At 40.0% G+C, this 14,979-nt stretch carries 16 protein-coding genes, 1 tRNA gene and 2 pseudogenes; 15 read left to right on the top strand and 4 right to left on the bottom strand.

Annotated elements, in window-relative coordinates:
• Positions 1-49: 49 nt before the first annotated feature.
• Positions 50-123: transfer RNA gene (locus tag ODU34_RS09265), tRNA-Pro, on the top strand.
• A 117-nt stretch (positions 124-240) separates the two neighbouring features.
• Here ODU34_RS09265 and ODU34_RS09260 read toward each other — a convergent pair.
• From ODU34_RS09260 to rlmD, 3 genes and pseudogenes are all read right to left on the bottom strand, one after another.
• Positions 241-1,526, bottom strand: a pseudogene (locus ODU34_RS09260) (transposase); the annotation flags it as partial.
• Between the two features lie 98 nt (positions 1,527-1,624).
• Positions 1,625-1,780 (bottom strand): annotated as a pseudogene (locus tag ODU34_RS09255) (transposase); the annotation flags it as partial.
• A gap of 98 nt (positions 1,781-1,878) precedes the next feature.
• Complete coding sequence (gene rlmD / locus ODU34_RS09250; protein ID WP_398578472.1) at positions 1,879-3,231, bottom strand: 23S rRNA (uracil(1939)-C(5))-methyltransferase RlmD; 1,353 nt, start codon at positions 3,229-3,231, stop codon at positions 1,879-1,881.
• A gap of 37 nt (positions 3,232-3,268) precedes the next feature.
• Here rlmD and recX point away from each other — a divergent pair, with 37 nt between their 5' ends.
• The 4 genes from recX to ODU34_RS09230 all read left to right on the top strand — a co-directional run bounded on the left by recX (position 3,269) and on the right by ODU34_RS09230 (position 5,860).
• A complete protein-coding gene (gene recX / locus ODU34_RS09245) occupies positions 3,269-4,045 on the top strand; it encodes a recombination regulator RecX (protein ID WP_136647400.1) in 777 nt (258 codons plus the stop codon).
• A 75-nt stretch (positions 4,046-4,120) separates the two neighbouring features.
• Positions 4,121-4,654: a DUF402 domain-containing protein gene (locus ODU34_RS09240; RefSeq protein WP_004194106.1), complete on the top strand. Its 534-nt coding sequence runs from the start codon at positions 4,121-4,123 to the stop codon at positions 4,652-4,654.
• Between the two features lie 57 nt (positions 4,655-4,711).
• Positions 4,712-5,029, top strand: a complete 318-nt coding sequence (locus tag ODU34_RS09235; protein ID WP_002942715.1) for a DUF960 domain-containing protein — start codon at positions 4,712-4,714, stop codon at positions 5,027-5,029.
• Between the two features lie 99 nt (positions 5,030-5,128).
• Positions 5,129-5,860, top strand: a complete 732-nt coding sequence (locus ODU34_RS09230) for a GntR family transcriptional regulator (protein WP_014735520.1) — start codon at positions 5,129-5,131, stop codon at positions 5,858-5,860.
• Between the two features lie 139 nt (positions 5,861-5,999).
• Here ODU34_RS09230 and ODU34_RS09225 read toward each other — a convergent pair whose 3' ends face one another.
• On the bottom strand, positions 6,000-6,710 hold the full coding sequence (locus ODU34_RS09225; RefSeq protein ID WP_014637542.1) for a GntR family transcriptional regulator: 711 nt from the start codon (positions 6,708-6,710) through the stop codon (positions 6,000-6,002).
• Between the two features lie 206 nt (positions 6,711-6,916).
• Between ODU34_RS09225 and ODU34_RS09220 the strand changes: the two genes are divergently transcribed.
• The 10 genes from ODU34_RS09220 to ODU34_RS09175 all read left to right on the top strand — a co-directional run bounded on the left by ODU34_RS09220 (position 6,917) and on the right by ODU34_RS09175 (position 14,891).
• On the top strand, positions 6,917-8,689 hold the full coding sequence (locus tag ODU34_RS09220) for a beta-galactosidase family protein (protein ID WP_105178982.1): 1,773 nt from the start codon (positions 6,917-6,919) through the stop codon (positions 8,687-8,689).
• A 53-nt stretch (positions 8,690-8,742) separates the two neighbouring features.
• Positions 8,743-9,228 carry a PTS sugar transporter subunit IIB gene (locus ODU34_RS09215; protein WP_004194095.1) on the top strand — a complete coding sequence of 162 codons (486 nt, stop codon included), beginning with the start codon at positions 8,743-8,745 and terminating at the stop codon, positions 9,226-9,228.
• Positions 9,229-9,266: 38 nt separating this feature from the next.
• On the top strand, positions 9,267-10,169 hold the full coding sequence (locus tag ODU34_RS09210; protein WP_161950505.1) for a PTS mannose/fructose/sorbose/N-acetylgalactosamine transporter subunit IIC: 903 nt from the start codon (positions 9,267-9,269) through the stop codon (positions 10,167-10,169).
• Entirely contained in the window at positions 10,156-10,974 is an 819-nt protein-coding gene (locus ODU34_RS09205; protein ID WP_004194091.1) for a PTS system mannose/fructose/sorbose family transporter subunit IID, read from the top strand. The genes ODU34_RS09210 and ODU34_RS09205 overlap by 14 nt, the downstream gene beginning before the upstream one ends.
• Entirely contained in the window at positions 10,974-11,375 is a 402-nt protein-coding gene (locus tag ODU34_RS09200; RefSeq protein ID WP_105121880.1) for a PTS sugar transporter subunit IIA, read from the top strand. Before ODU34_RS09205 ends, ODU34_RS09200 begins: the two co-directional genes overlap by 1 nt.
• Positions 11,376-11,916: 541 nt before the next feature.
• Complete coding sequence (locus ODU34_RS09195) at positions 11,917-12,918, top strand: aldose epimerase family protein (RefSeq protein WP_136647402.1); 1,002 nt, start codon at positions 11,917-11,919, stop codon at positions 12,916-12,918.
• Between the two features lie 109 nt (positions 12,919-13,027).
• Complete coding sequence (locus tag ODU34_RS09190) at positions 13,028-13,282, top strand: DUF1912 family protein (protein ID WP_002943432.1); 255 nt, start codon at positions 13,028-13,030, stop codon at positions 13,280-13,282.
• A gap of 22 nt (positions 13,283-13,304) precedes the next feature.
• The gene (locus tag ODU34_RS09185; protein ID WP_105147822.1) at positions 13,305-13,691 is read left to right on the top strand and encodes a helix-hairpin-helix domain-containing protein; all 387 of its coding nucleotides are present in this window, start codon (positions 13,305-13,307) and stop codon (positions 13,689-13,691) included.
• Between the two features lie 241 nt (positions 13,692-13,932).
• Positions 13,933-14,322, top strand: coding sequence for a VOC family protein (locus tag ODU34_RS09180; RefSeq protein ID WP_105139504.1), 390 nt, complete (start codon positions 13,933-13,935; stop codon positions 14,320-14,322).
• Positions 14,319-14,891 carry a shikimate kinase gene (locus tag ODU34_RS09175; protein ID WP_105147819.1) on the top strand — a complete coding sequence of 191 codons (573 nt, stop codon included), beginning with the start codon at positions 14,319-14,321 and terminating at the stop codon, positions 14,889-14,891. Before ODU34_RS09180 ends, ODU34_RS09175 begins: the two co-directional genes overlap by 4 nt.
• Positions 14,892-14,979: the final 88 nt, after the last annotated feature.

Here is a 14,979-nt window from a genome sequence, read left to right as displayed (position 1 = left end):
CATCACTCGCTTAATGGAGACGTTAGGGGAGCTTTATTTTTAATAGTATCGGGAAGTAGCTCAGCTTGGTAGAGTACTTGGTTTGGGACCAAGGTGTCGCAGGTTCGAATCCTGTCTTCCCGATTATTGGGCTCTTTGTCAACTGTAGTGGGTAGATGAAAAGCTAAGACCTAGAGAGGACGAACTTCGTTCTCTCTTTCTTTATCTCTTTCTTATTTTCAGGAGATAAGCTGAAAAGGGCTATTCCCAGCCCTTTTCACTGTTCAAAGCAATCAAAATCCGTTTTTCTAGTTTTCATCTTCCTGAAACCAAAGGCATTTCTTTTAATGACTTTGATGAGATTATTGGTAGCTTCCAGTTTGGCGTTGGAATAAGGCAATTCCATGGCGTTTAAAACCTTGTCTTTATCCTTTAGAAATGTCTTAAATACCGTCTGGAAAATAGGATTAACAGTGGCCATTTCCTGTTCGATGAGACTGAAGAAATGATCTGAATTTTTCTCTTGGAAATGGAACAAGAGAAATTGATAGAGTTCATAGTGCTGTCGGAGTTCATCTGAGTAGGATAGGAGTTTTTCTAGAATTTCCTTGTTGGTTAAATGCATCCGAAACATAGGGCGATAAAATCGTTTATCGCTGAGTTTACGACTATCCTGTTGAATCAATTTCCAGTAGCGTTTCAAAGCTCGGTATTCCTGCGATTTTCTATCAAGTTGGTTCATAATTTGAATACGGACACGGTTCATAGCACGACTAAGGTGTTGCACGATATGAAAGCGATCCAGAACAATCTTTGCGTTTGGGAGTGAAACAGTCTGGGAATAGACTGTTTCAGCCTGAGCTTAGAAATTGGAGAGCGAAGGGGTTAGCCAATTTGTAGTAGGGACTAAACATATCCATGGTAATGACTTTGACCTGATTTCTAACCTTTCTAGGATAGCGTAGAAAGTGGTTTCGGATGGTTGCTTGAGTTCTTCCGTCCAGAATAGCAATGACGTTTAGGGAGTTGAAATCTTGAGCGATAAAGCTTATCTTCCCTTTCTTAAAGGCATACTCATCCCAGCTCAACACCTCAGGTAAGGTGTTCCAATCTGTTTCAAACTTGAACTCATTGAGCTTTCTGATAACTGATGATGTTGAGATGGATAGCCTGTGTGCAATATGTGTCATTGCTTGATTTTCGATGAGTAATTGGGCGATCTTCTGGTTAACAGCGACGGAGATTTGGTGGTTCTTCTTGACAAGAGGAGTTTCAGCGACAGCCATTTTCGCACATTCTTTGCACTTGAAACGACGCTTTCTAAGACGGATAAGTAAGGGATAGCCAGCTGTTTCTAGATAGGGAATTTTGGAGGCTTTTTGGAAATCGTATTTTGCCATTTGTCCCTTGCAGGAAGGGCATTTAGGGGCTGTGTAATCCAAGTGACCGTGGAGTTCTAAGTGAGTTCCCATATCATATTCATCAGTGATAACGATATTTTTGTCTTTAATTCTGAGAAAATTTGTGATAAGATTTAGTTGTTCCATATGAGTCTTTCTAATGTGAGTTTCGTCGCTTTTCATTATAGGTCATATGGGACTTTTTTTCTATACTCAAAAATGGCTCCATAATCTCCACAGTGGTTTTACCCACTACAGAAATTATAGAGCCCCTTTTCACTGTTCAAAGCATCAAAATCGGTTTTTATAGTTTTCATCTTCCTGAAACCAAAGGCATTTCTTTTAATGACTTTGATGAGATTGTTAGTTGTTTCTAATTTGGCGTTGGAAAATGTGAGTTTTGTTGTTTTTCAGTGTAGGTCATATGGGACTTTTTTCTACACTCAAAAAGGCACTATATGACCATAGTGGGTTTACCCATCATAGTCTTATATGCCTTTTATTTTTTGCTTAGTTTAACAACCGCTTCGGTCCGTGCTGTGTGGGGAAACATGTCGACAGATTGAATGTATTCTACCTTGTAGGCTTTGCTTAGCTCAACAAGGTCCTTTGCAAGAGTGGAGACGTTGCAGGATACGTAAACCATTTTAGCTGGTTTGTAATCCAAAATGGTTTTGAGGAGCTTTTCATCGAGTCCAGTTCGTGGAGGATCAACTACCAAGGCATCGGCCCTGTAGCCTTCTTGGTACCACTTTGGAATGATTTCTTCTGCTTTACCTGCTTCATAGTGGGTATTGGATAGTCCCATTCGCTTAGCGTTTGCTTTAGCATCCTCGATGGCTTCTGGAATAATGTCCATACCTCGAACAGATTTGACCTTTTTAGCAAAGGCGAAGCCGATTGTGCCCACGCCACAGTAGGCATCAATCAAGTTTTCATTTCCTGAAATGTCCAAAGCTTTGACGGCCTCGCCGTAGAGAATTTCTGTTTGTTGGGGATTTAGTTGGTAAAATGCCCGTGGAGATAGTGAAAATTCGTAATCTAAAACAGCCTCATCGATAGCTTGTTCTCCCCATAAAATTTCTGTTTTTTCACCATAAATATCACTCGTTTTCTGTCTATTCCAGTTTAGAGCAATAGTGATTATACTTGGAAATTGACTGGTGAGTTCATCAATTAATTTAGTAAGATTAACCTGACAAGAGGTGATAAAGATCACTTGAACTTGGCCTGTTTTTCGAGCCTTGCGGACCATAACCGTGCGGATTCCATGTTGCTTGCGCTCATTGTAAATAGGAATACGGTGCTTGGTGAGTAGCTTTGCGATTCCGTTGATAATCTCTTGTGTTTCGGCATCTTGGACGTAACAATTCGTAATTCCAATCAAGCGATGGGAATTTTCTGCATAGAGACCGGCCTTGACTTGATCTTTGAAAGATCGAGTCTGGAACTGTAATTTGGCACGATAGTGACTAGGCTTATCCATACCGATTGTTGGATAAATAGTGTAGTTTTCGTAGCCAGCTGGTTTGAACTTTTTTAGGGCCTGCTGCAAGAGATCTTGTTTGAAGTCTAATTGTTTATCATAGCGGAGGTGCATGATTTGACAACCACCACAGGCTTGATAGATGTCACAGGCAGGCTTGACACGGAATTTTGATTCCTTGTTGATTTTTAACAATTTTGCTTCAACGAAATTTCGTTTGACTGAGGTAATTTGACAAAAAATTTCTTCCCCCTTAAGGGCACCAGGGACAAAGACTAGCGTTTTTTGATAAAATCCGATGCCTTCTCCGTTGATGCCCATTCGTTTGATTTTTAAGGGGATTCGTTGGTTTACTTGTAGATTCATATTATTATTTTACCGAAAAATCCTGTATAATGAAAGAATGAGAATTACAAAAATTGAAAAGAAGAAACATCTTTATTTACTTGAAGTGGATGGTCAGGATAGTTTGTATATTACGGAAGACACAATTGTTCGCTTCATGCTTAGTAAGGGAAAGGAAATCACGGAGCAGGAGTTTCGTGAGCTTCGCGATTTTGCTCAGTTTTCTTATGGGAAAAATCTAGCACTTTATTACCTTTCCTTCAAGCAACGTACCCAAAAAGAAGTTAGTGATTATCTAAAAAAATATGAAATTGAAGAAAACAATATTGTCAAGATTGTGACGGTATTAGAAGAGGAAAAATGGCTGGACGATGGGAATTATGTTGATAGCTATGTTCGTCAGAATGCTCTAAATGGAGATAAGGGACCAGCTATGATTCGTCAGAAGTTGATGCAGAAAGGAATTCCTAAACCGCTGATTGATAAAAGGCTGGCTGAGGAAGATTTTTCAGAGCTTGCTGGGAAGATTGGGGAGAAATTGGTGGGTAGATACCAAAGAAAGTTGCCTCTTCGAGCTTTGCAAGATAAAGTTGTACAGGGATTGATGGGTAAGGGGTTTTCTTATGAGACGGCCAAACAAAGCCTGGGTCAGTTGGAACTTGTGGCTGATGAGGAAAATGAAGATGATTTAATCGCCAAAGAATTGGATAAGCAGTATAGAAAATATAGTCGTAAATATGAAGGCTATGAATTGAAGCAAAGGTTGATACAGGCTTTAGCTCGAAAGGGTTATGACTTTGATCGGATTCGGACGGTCCTTCGTGATTATCTGTGAAAAAATTTAGCCTAGGTTAGAAAAATATGATATAATAGTCAAGATAAATTGTAATTGTAGAAAGTTGGTAACAAAGTGAAATTACCAAAGGAAGGCGACTTTATTACAATTCAAAGTTATAAGCATGACGGTGAAATTCATCGCACTTGGCGTGACACCATGGTATTAAAAACAACGGAAAATGCTATTATTGGAGTCAATAATCATACCTTAGTGACTGAAAATGATGGTAGGCGTTGGGTAACAAGAGAACCAGCAATCGTTTATTTTCATAAAAAATACTGGTTCAATATCATTGCAATGATTCGTGAAAACGGAGTTTCCTATTATTGTAACCTTGCTAGTCCATATGTTCTCGACAATGAGGCGCTCAAATACATTGATTATGACCTAGATGTTAAGGTCTTTGCTGATGGCGAAAAGAGACTGCTGGACGTGGATGAATATGAGCGTCATCGTAAGGCGATGAAGTATTCGGATGATATTGATTTTATTTTGAAGGAAAATGTCAAGATACTGGTTGATTGGATTAATAACCAGCGCGGACCATTCTCTCCAGCCTACGTTAATATCTGGTACAAACGCTATTTAGAACTGAGAAGTAGATAAAGTTAGAAAAGAAAATCCTGTTTTACAGGCTTTTTTCTTATTGTAAAGGAGGGGCTTATGGCCTTTGAACAAACAAATGGGCGCTATGCAAGTTTTGGAGTTGTGACCTCGCTTCCCGGGGAAGTGATTGATAGTTTCTGGTATGTTATTGATCACTACTTAAAAGGAGTTATTCCTTTGAAAAATGTAATCCGTTTTTCTATCAAAAATCGTCGTGGTAAGATTACGCTGGTCTTTTCGCAGGAAGGTTATAAAAATGTACTGGCTGTAGATTTAAGTAGTCGTTTTGATCCTTTTTATCCCTCAACAATCTTGGTAATGGACAAGCAGGGAAAAGAGACCATTACTTTGCCAGACGAGGTAACCTTGCTTTAGCTTGAAGAGATGGTATTTTATCACCCAAGATGTTGTTAATATATGAAATTTGGTGTAAAATAGATTTGTAAGCTTATGTGGGTTAGAAAGGAGGAGTCTATGGTTAGTCAAACTGTTGAAAAACCTCTCTATTTGCAGTTGGTTGATGAATTGGAAGTTGCAATTCGTGAGAGGATGGCTCCGAATGACAAGTTATTTTCAGAGCGTGAGTTGACACAGGTTTATGGTGTCAGTCGTATTACAGTTCGTTTGGCTTTGCAAGAATTGGAAAAACGTGGCTTAGTCTATAAGAAGCATGGTAAGGGAACCTATGTATCTGAGATTTCAGATACTGCAGTTGATTTGTCTCAGGCCTATAGTTTTACTGAGCAAATGAAAAAAATTGGGAAAGTACCGAGGACATCTATTTTATCCTTTGAATTGGTTAAGGCGTCGGACTATATTGCGCAACATCTACAACTTAGTCAGGGTGAGGAAGTGTTTGAAGTTGAACGTTTGAGACTTGCCGATGAGATTCCGATGATGCTGGAAAGGACATATGTTCCTGCCTCGCTATTTCCTGGATTAGCTGCTCAGCGAATGAAGTCAACTCCCTTGTATGAAATTTTTTCAGAGGATTATCATCAGGTGATTCGTTTGGCAGAAGAAGAGTTCTATGCAAGTATTGCTTTGGATAATGAAGCTAAGATACTCGGGATTCCAAGCAATAGTCCAGTGCTTCATTTGGTAAGAAAAACGTATAATGATAAGAATAGAATTATCGAGTTTACGTTTAGTATTGCTAGAGCGGACCAGTTTCGTTACAAGATTACCCATCAACGGGGATATTAGAATTAATACTCTTCGAAAATCAAAATTATTCGTTGTCAAGAGCCTTGATGAAATCCAGTTCTATTTTCGGTTTCGTTTCCTAGACTACTTTTGATTGTTATTGGATATGAAAAAAACGCGGACGTTAGTCTGCGTTTTTTTAGCGATGATTGGCTGTAATTTCAAATTTGTAATACTTCCAGTGTTTGTAAGTTTCAGTATATTCCATCACTTCACCGCTAGTACTGTTAGTAGTTGTTTTGTTTTGTAGTACAGCTGGTTCAGTCGCTTTTAATTTCAAATGGGTGGCAACCTCTTTTGGAGATGGGCTGACAATTTCATTTGTTTCTACAAATGGTTCCTCGGACATGTGGATATTGTAGTCCAGTTTGAAGCGTTGATAGATTGATTGATAGTGCTCGAGTGGAGCATCTGGATTCTGAATATATCGTTGAGGGATGTATGAATTGTGGAAGATGTATGGAGTGTCTTCTGCTGCGCGGACGCGTACAATTTTATAGTAAAACTCATTCTTGTCAAGATTTAGTTTTTCAAGGATATCGGGTTTATTGCCTTTTTCGCACGAGAGAACAGTAACCTTATCCTTATCCATAGGAAAAATCTCAATATCAGAAAATTCTACAAGACGCCCTTTGCGTGAACGAGATACAAAGGTTCCTTTACCTTGTTGGCGAACGAGGTAGCCGTCTTTAACTAGTTCGTTTACTGCACGGATAACGGTAATGGAGCTAACATTAAATAGTTTTGTTAATTCAGATTCTGTGTAAAATTTGTCGCCATTTTCAAATTTGCCAGAAACAATCTGTTGGCGTAAGTCGTTTTGTATAAGTTGGTACTTCGGTACTTTCATACTTATTTCCTTCCTTTCCACAGCTTATTATACTAAATTAGTTGATGAAAATCAAAAAATATAGCTAAAATACCCACAAAAATATACTTTTTCACTTTATAAAGGTGATAAAAAATGGTAAAAAATTTTTTAAAAAGTACTGGACATAACCATAAAGAAGTGTTAGTATATTAATAGAAAGGTAAGCGGTTGCATCGGAGGAAGAAATGAAAGAATTTTATATTGGAGACCAATTTTATTTGAACGGTGAACCCTTTAAGATTTTATCAGGAGCGATTCATTATTTTCGTGTCCATCCTGATGATTGGTACCATTCTTTGTATAACTTAAAGGCCCTTGGTTTTAATACGGTTGAAACCTATGTCCCTTGGAATATGCATGAACCTCGAAAGGGTGAGTTTTGTTACGAGGGTATATTGGATATTGAGCGATTTTTGAAATTGGCTCAAGAATTAGGGCTTTATGCAATTGTACGTCCTTCCCCCTATATTTGTGCTGAGTGGGAATGGGGGGGTCTCCCTGCTTGGTTGATGAAGGAAGAGCTTAGAGTACGTTCGAGTGATTCGGTGTACTTGCAGCACTTAGATGAATATTACGCTTCTCTTATTCCTAAATTGGCCAAGCTCCAACTCGCACAGGGTGGAAATGTACTTATGTTCCAAGTGGAAAATGAGTATGGCTCTTATGGTGAGGAGAAGGAGTATCTAAGATCGGTGGCTGGCTTGATGCGTAAACATGGTCTAACTGCTCCCTTGTTTACCTCGGACGGTTCTTGGCGAGCAACATTACGTGCAGGAACACTGATAGAGGACGATGTATTTGTAACAGGAAACTTTGGTTCTAAAGCTAGAGAGAATTTTGCAAATATGACGGCATTCTTTAATGAACATCAGAAGAATTGGCCACTCATGTGTATGGAATTTTGGGATGGTTGGTTCAATCGTTGGGGCGATGAAATTATTCGTAGAGAGCCGGAGGAAATGGTTGATTCGGTTATGGAATGTATCGAATTGGGCTCCTTGAATCTGTACATGTTCCATGGTGGAACAAATTTTGGTTTCATGAATGGTTGCTCTGCTCGTGGTCAAATTGATTTGCCTCAGGTAACTTCTTATGATTATGATGCTATATTGGATGAAGCTGGAAATCCTACTAAGAAGTTTTATCTTTTGCAACAACGTTTGAAAGAAGTCTATCCTGAATTAGAGTATGCAGAACCGCTTGTAAAAGAGGCAAAAGCTTTTTCAGATGTGTCGCTTCATGGTAAGGTGAGTTTATTTGCTACTCTAGAAAATGTAAGCGGTTGCGTGAAAGGGTTTTATCCTAAGAATATGGAAGAACTTGATCAGTCAACAGGTTATATTTTATATAGAACAGAGCTGGAGCGGGATAAGACAGAAGCGGAACGTTTCCGAGTGGTTGATGCGCGTGACCGTATCCAAATTTATGCAGATGGAAAATTCGTTGCAACTCAGTATCAGACTGAGATTGGTGACGATGTTGAATTGGATTTTAAAGATGACAAGCTAAAATTAGATATTTTGGTAGAAAATATGGGACGTGTCAACTATGGGCACAAACTAACGGCTCCTACCCAGTCTAAAGGGCTTGGTCGAGGTGCGATGGCTGATTTACATTTTATTGGTCATTGGGAAACCTATCCTTTGCATCTTGAGTCAGTTGAGGACTTGGATTTTAGTAAGGGCTGGGAGGAAGGTCAAGCTGCTTTCTATCGTTATCAGTTTGAACTGGATGAACTTGCGGATACTTACTTAGACATGACAGGTTTTGGTAAGGGAGTTGTTTTCGTTAATAATGTAAATATTGGACGTTTTTGGGAAAAAGGGCCAATCCTCTATCTCTATATTCCAAAAGGATACTTAAAGAAAGGAGCGAATGAAATAATTGTCTTCGAGACAGAAGGAAAATATAGAGAGAAGATTCATTTTTCACAAAGACCCGTTATAAAAGACTTGTAGAAATTTTAATCGGTTTCTGCCTAAAAGATTTATGAAGAAAAGGAGAACACTGTATGGCAATTATTGCTACGCGTATTGATGGTCGTTTGATCCACGGTCAGGTTGCTAACTTATGGACGACGAAATTGAACATCGGTCGTATCATGGTTATCGATGATGCTGTTGCTCAAAATGACATTGAAAAACAAGGACTGAAATTAGCATGTCCTCCAGGCGTAAAATTATCGATTTTACCGATTGAAAAGGCTGCTAATAATATTAAGGAGGGCAAGTATGATAGTCAACGTCTCTTGATTGTTGCTCGTCGTCCAGAAAACTTCCTTCGCTTGGTAGAGTACGGGGTTGAGCTCCCTGAGTTGAACGTAGGGAATATGTCTCAAACTCCGGAAACGCGTTCTGTAACTCGTTCTATTAACGTTGTAGATAAGGATATTGCAGATTTTGATGCCTTGGCGGCTAAGGGTGTAAAATTATTTGCACAAATGGTACCTGGCGATTCACCAAAAGACTTTATGCCATTATTGGATAAGGTTAGATAACATTTGGATATTTTTGAAAAATTTAAAGGAGGATCACTATTATGCAATGGTGGCAAATATTACTTCTAACGCTCTACTCTGCTTACCAGATTTGTGACGAGCTGACAATTGTATCGTCAGCAGGTTCGCCAGTCTTTGCAGGGTTTATCACTGGTTTAATCATGGGGAACATGGAAGTTGGCTTGCTAATTGGTGCAAGTTTGCAGTTAGTTGTCTTGGGAGTTGGTACTTTCGGTGGTGCGTCACGTATTGATGCAACATCTGGTGCGGTTCTTGCAACAGCTTTCTCTATTTCACAAGGTTTAGATCCAGAAATTGCCATTTCCACTATTGGCGTACCAGTTGCAGGGTTGTTGGTTTATACAGATATTTTAGGTCGTTTCACTACTACTTTCTTTGCCCATCGTGTAGATGCAGCAATTGAACGTTTTGACTATGCTGGTATTGAACGCAACTACCTTCTTGGTGCAATTCCTTGGGCACTTTCTCGTGCACTTCCAGTTTTTCTTGCCCTTGCTTTTGGTGGTGGTCTTGTAGAAACTCTTGTCACTACGATTGAGTTGCCTGAATACAAATGGATTGCAGCAGGCTTAACTCTTGCAGCTCGTATGCTTCCAGGTCTTGGATTTGCAATCTTACTTCACTATCTTCCACTTAAACGCAACCTTCACTACTTGGCATTCGGTTTCGCTCTTACAGCTATGTTGACTGTTCTTTACGGTAACGTATCAGCTTTGGGTGGTGCAGTTGCTGGTATCGTTGGCACTCTTCCTGAAGATGCAGGCGTAAGCTTTGTCAATAACTTCAAAGGTTTGTCAATGATTGGTATCGCTATTGTGGGTGCATTCCTTTCAGTGATTCACTTCAAAAATAGCCAAAAAGTAACTGTGGTTGCTCCATCAAATTCAGAAAGTGGGGAAATTGAAGATGACGAAATCTAATTACAAATTAACAAAAGAAGATTTTAATCAAATCAACAAACGTAGCTTGTTCACTTTCCAACTTGGTTGGAACTATGAGCGGATGCAGGCATCTGGCTACCTCTACATGATTTTGCCACAATTGCGTAAAATGTATGGAGATGGTACTCCTGAGTTGAAGGAAATGATGAAATTGCATACTCAGTTCTTCAATACTTCACCATTTTTCCATACCATCATCACAGGTATTGACTTGGCACTTGAAGAAAGTGACGGTGTGGCTTCTAAAGATGCGGTTAACGGTGTTAAGACAGGTTTGATGGGACCATTTGCCCCAATTGGTGACTCAATCTTTGGTTCTCTTGTTCCAGCGATTATGGGGACTGTGGCTGCTACTATGGGTAAAGAGGGATCTCCAGTTGGTATCTTCCTTTGGGTAGCAGTAGCCATTGCCTATGATATTTTCCGTTGGAAACAGTTGGAAGTTGCCTACAAAGAAGGTACTAAGTTGATTACAACCATGCGCGATCGCTTGACAGCTCTCGTTGATGCAGCATCTGTAATGGGTGTCTTCATGATGGGAGCCCTGATTGCAACTATGATTAACTTTGAAGTAACTTGGGCTCCAGCTATTGGAGAAAAAGTGATTGATATTCAAGACATTCTGAATACTATCTTCCCACGTCTAGTACCTGCAATCTTTACAGGATTTGTCTTCTGGCTTCTTGGTCGTCGTGGCATGACTTCGACTAAAGCTATCTTGATTATTATTGTGCTTGCACTTGGCTTGTCAGCAATCGGTCACTTCCTATTTGGTATGGTATAATGGTTAGAAGTTTAGTATTAGTAAGTCATGGTATCTTCTGCGAGGAGTTGAAAAAATCTACTGAAATGATTATGGGTCCTCAAGAGGACATCTACACAGTAGCTTTATTACCAGAAGAAGGTCCAGAAGACTTCCAGAAAAAATTTGAAGAAACAATTGCTAATCTAGATGACTTTGTTGTCTTCGCAGACTTGTTGGGCGGTACACCAGCCAACGTCGTATCACGAAAATTGATTGAAGGTGGGCAGTTTGACCTCTATGCAGGTATGAACATGCCAATGGTTATCGGCTTCTTGAACGGCGTCCTGCTTGGCGAAGCCGTAGACTATGTCGAATTTGGGACAAGTAACCTAGTTCATGTCAATAGCCTATTAACAAGTGATGAAGATGACGATGAGTGAGACAGTCAGGGAAGTTGAAACAGTTTGGGGAACTGTTTCAACTGGTCACCTTGAAATGAAAGAGTGACCAAAGACAGCCTGAGCCTAGAAACGGGAGAGCGAGGTAACTCCAGTGGAGTTTTTCAGCCCGAGCCTAGAAATAAGAGAGTGAGGCTAACTCAGCCGATTGTTACAGACGGATTTGATTTTCGTTAATTATAAAATGTTCTATAGTTGATAGGCTTTAAGTATCCTGAGGCTGGGCAGAAAGTCCAGCCTCGCTTCTCAGAGTTCGAGTCAACATCTCAGCGCAGTGGTTGATTGGCAGATTTGTTCGTGTTTCCCACTCCCAATCTGACCATTACGACTGTTGCGAACAAAGTTCGCTTTATCTCCAACCTCAAACTGTCTCTCAGACAGTTTGAGCTGTGCGGGGGTGGGAGTGAAACAGTCTGGGGATAGACTGTTTCAGCTCAACAACTAGAAATAAAGACTTGTTGACGAACTCTTTTTAGACTGGTCGAGTTCTTTCCCACTCCCATTTGGCTTATGAGGAAAAGAAATGATTGAAGTAAAAACATTTGGTGAAAAAGCAAAACTGTATTACTTGGAAAACAAGAATGGCATGCAGGTAACCTTGACAGATTTTGGTGCCAGAGTGGTGGGAGTGTTCCTTCCTGTGGAAGAGAATGGCGGTTTACGAAATGTCAGTTTGGCGGCTAAGTCGGATGAAGATTACCGCAAGACAGATTTGTATCCTGGTTCAACAATTATCCCAGTAGCGGGGCGTATTTCAGGAGCCCAAGCTGAGATAAAGGGAACAAGCTACCATTTCACAGAAAATGAACCTGGTAGGACTCTACACGGTGGGGTTGACACGGCAAATGAGCAGTACTGGGACGTTGAGCTAGACCATGAGAGAAATCAAGTGACCTTTGCTATGGTCCTAAAAGATGGTTTTAATGGCTTTCCTGGTGATGTGAGGGTCAAGGCTATTTATTGTTTGACGGATAAAAATGAATTGACAGTTGACTACCAGGCTGTATCGGATAAGGATACGATTTTTAATCCGACCAACCATATCTATTTCAACTTGACTGGTGATTTTCAACGGTCAGTTGCCGAGCACCGTATTAAAATTGCTGCGAATCACTATGCTCCGCTTGGGGAGGATAACCTGCCAACGGGTGTCTTAGAAGATGTGACAGGGACGCCGTTTGATTTTAGAGATTTTGCGCCTTTTGCTCAGGGATTTGATAGCCAATATCCTCAAAATGTATTGGTAAAAGGCTATGACCACCCATGGTTATTGGAAGAGGTGGATATTCCGGTAGAAGTTTTGAGTCCAGATGGGAAAATTGGACTCAGTGTCAAAACCAACCAGCCTGCGGTCGTTATTTATACATATAATTTTCCTGTTGAAGCTTTGACCTGTTACCACGGTGTCTTTAGTTTAGAGTGTCAGGCCTTGCCGAATGCGTGCAATGTCGATGGATTTGGTTCGATTTTGTTAGAGCAAGGAGAAGAATTTCTGTCTAAAACGACCTATCGTTTTACTTGGTAAAAAAATGGGGACTCTAACTGTGTTGCAGTTAGGGTTTTCTTGTGTTTTCTAGAAAATATGGTATAATAAACCGGTGTGTTTCAATCGAAGCAGGCGAAAGAGGAAAATAATGACAAAAGAACAAGAATTTTTAAAAGAATTTGAAGCTTGGGTCAACACTCAGGTCATGGTAAACGAGATGGCGGTTGAAGAAAGTCGTCGTGTCTTGGAAGAAGACAAAGATGAGCGTGCAGCGGATGCTTATATTCGTTATGAGAGCAAGCTGGATGCCTATCGATTCATTCAAGGGAAATTTGCCAACTACCATGCTGGCAAAGGTTTTCATGATTTACCAGATGAGTTGTTTGGTCAAAGGCATTATTAATCAGACGGGAGAGAGATGAAAAATGGGAAAAAAGAAAGTAAATCGAAAAAAACAATTGAAAAAACAATTAGCAGACTTGAAACGTGCAGGTCGTGTAGGTCTTGAAACTGCTCGCGGAGCTGTTGAGACAGTCGCACATCAGGCTGAAACTTTCGTAGAACATGCTGTGGAACAAGTGAAAGAAGTTGTAGCAGAGGTGACTTCTTCAGCGACTTCATTGGAAGACTTTTTGGCACTTCCTGAGTTGGAAGGCATTGCGGCAGCACGTTTGGAAACCTTCTACGAAGCAGGTATTCAATCTGTGGCTGATTTTGCAATCCACACAGAAAAAGAGCTCTTGGCTCTTAAAGGCATTGGTCCTGCAACTATCAAGCAGTTGAAAGAAAAAGGGATTGAGTTGAAAGCTTAAATCCCTTGCTTTTCAAGGTGCAATTTGTTACAATAAAGCCAATCAGAGGTGTTTTGAACCCCATTTGTCACAGGAAGCGGTGGTACTGAGAAATCCGCACAAATGTCAAAACTGGTTGCTGATGATGTGAATCGAATAAGCAAAGTGCAGATAGTTTATCTGAACAAGGGTGGTACCGCGGAATAACTTCGTCCCTGTCTAGCAAGTCTAGGCGGGGATTTTCATTTGGAAAGGAGAAGATATGTTACATCATGTTGAAATTTACGTTTCTGACTTGGAAACTTCGCGTGCATTTTACGACTTTCTCCTGACTAAGCTGGGCTACTCGCTCTATCAGGAGTGGGAGGAAGGGCTATCTTATAAAAAAGCAGAGCAATACCTGGTCTTTGTCCAAACACCACAGGAATTCCTAGAGGCAGGTTATCACCGGTGCCGTACAGGTCTCAATCATCTAGCTTTTCATGTGGGCACACCTGATGAGATTGACCAGTGGCGGCAGGAATTTTTGACTAGACGAGTCAAACTGCTCTACGACGACCGCTATCCACATGCAGGAGGATCAGAACACTATGCCCTTTATTTGGAAGACCCAGATGGGATTAAGATAGAGTTGGTGGGGGAAGTAACATGAATTTAGTTATTATTGGAGCACAAGCTTCTGGCAAGATGACCGTTGGGCAGGAAGTTGAGAAATTAACTGATTTGGTTTTGTTTCATAATCATGAATCAATCGATTTCGTAACAAAATTTTTTCCAATGTCTGACGAAGCGAGAGAACTTATTAATGATATTCGTATGAAGTTTTTTGAAACCTCTGCGAAAACTGATTTGGGTTTGATTTTTACAGTTGTTATTGACTTTAATGATCCAGCAGATATTTCTTTTTTAGAGAATATTCAAGAGATTTATCACAGTAGGAATCAAGCTGTTCTATTTATTGAATTGGAAACAGAGCTGCAAGAACGTTTAAGAAGAAATGTGACCGAAAATCGTTTGCAACATAAACCTTGGAAAAGAAATATTGAGTGGTCTGAAAAAGATATTTTAGATACAATGAAGTTTGCAAACTTTAATCCAGAATTTGCGCCGAAGCAACTTGACCATTATCATAAAATTAATAATACCCATCTTTCTGCCAATGACGTAGCTCAACTGATTATCCAAAAAATGGAAGAACTTGAGCAAGAACAAACGAAATAGCCAGCCCAAAGGACTGACTATTTCTAGGAGATTATATGAAAAAGAATTGGGCTATTTCTAGCTTAAGGATAGTATAAACCAATTTTCT

The sequence above is a fragment of the Streptococcus sp. 2018WUSS126 genome (assembly GCF_044427425.1).
Taxonomy (GTDB): Bacteria; Bacillota; Bacilli; order Lactobacillales; family Streptococcaceae; genus Streptococcus; species Streptococcus hashimotonensis.
The sequence above is the reverse complement of the archived record's forward strand: the minus strand, read 5'-3'. Positions and strand labels throughout refer to the sequence as shown.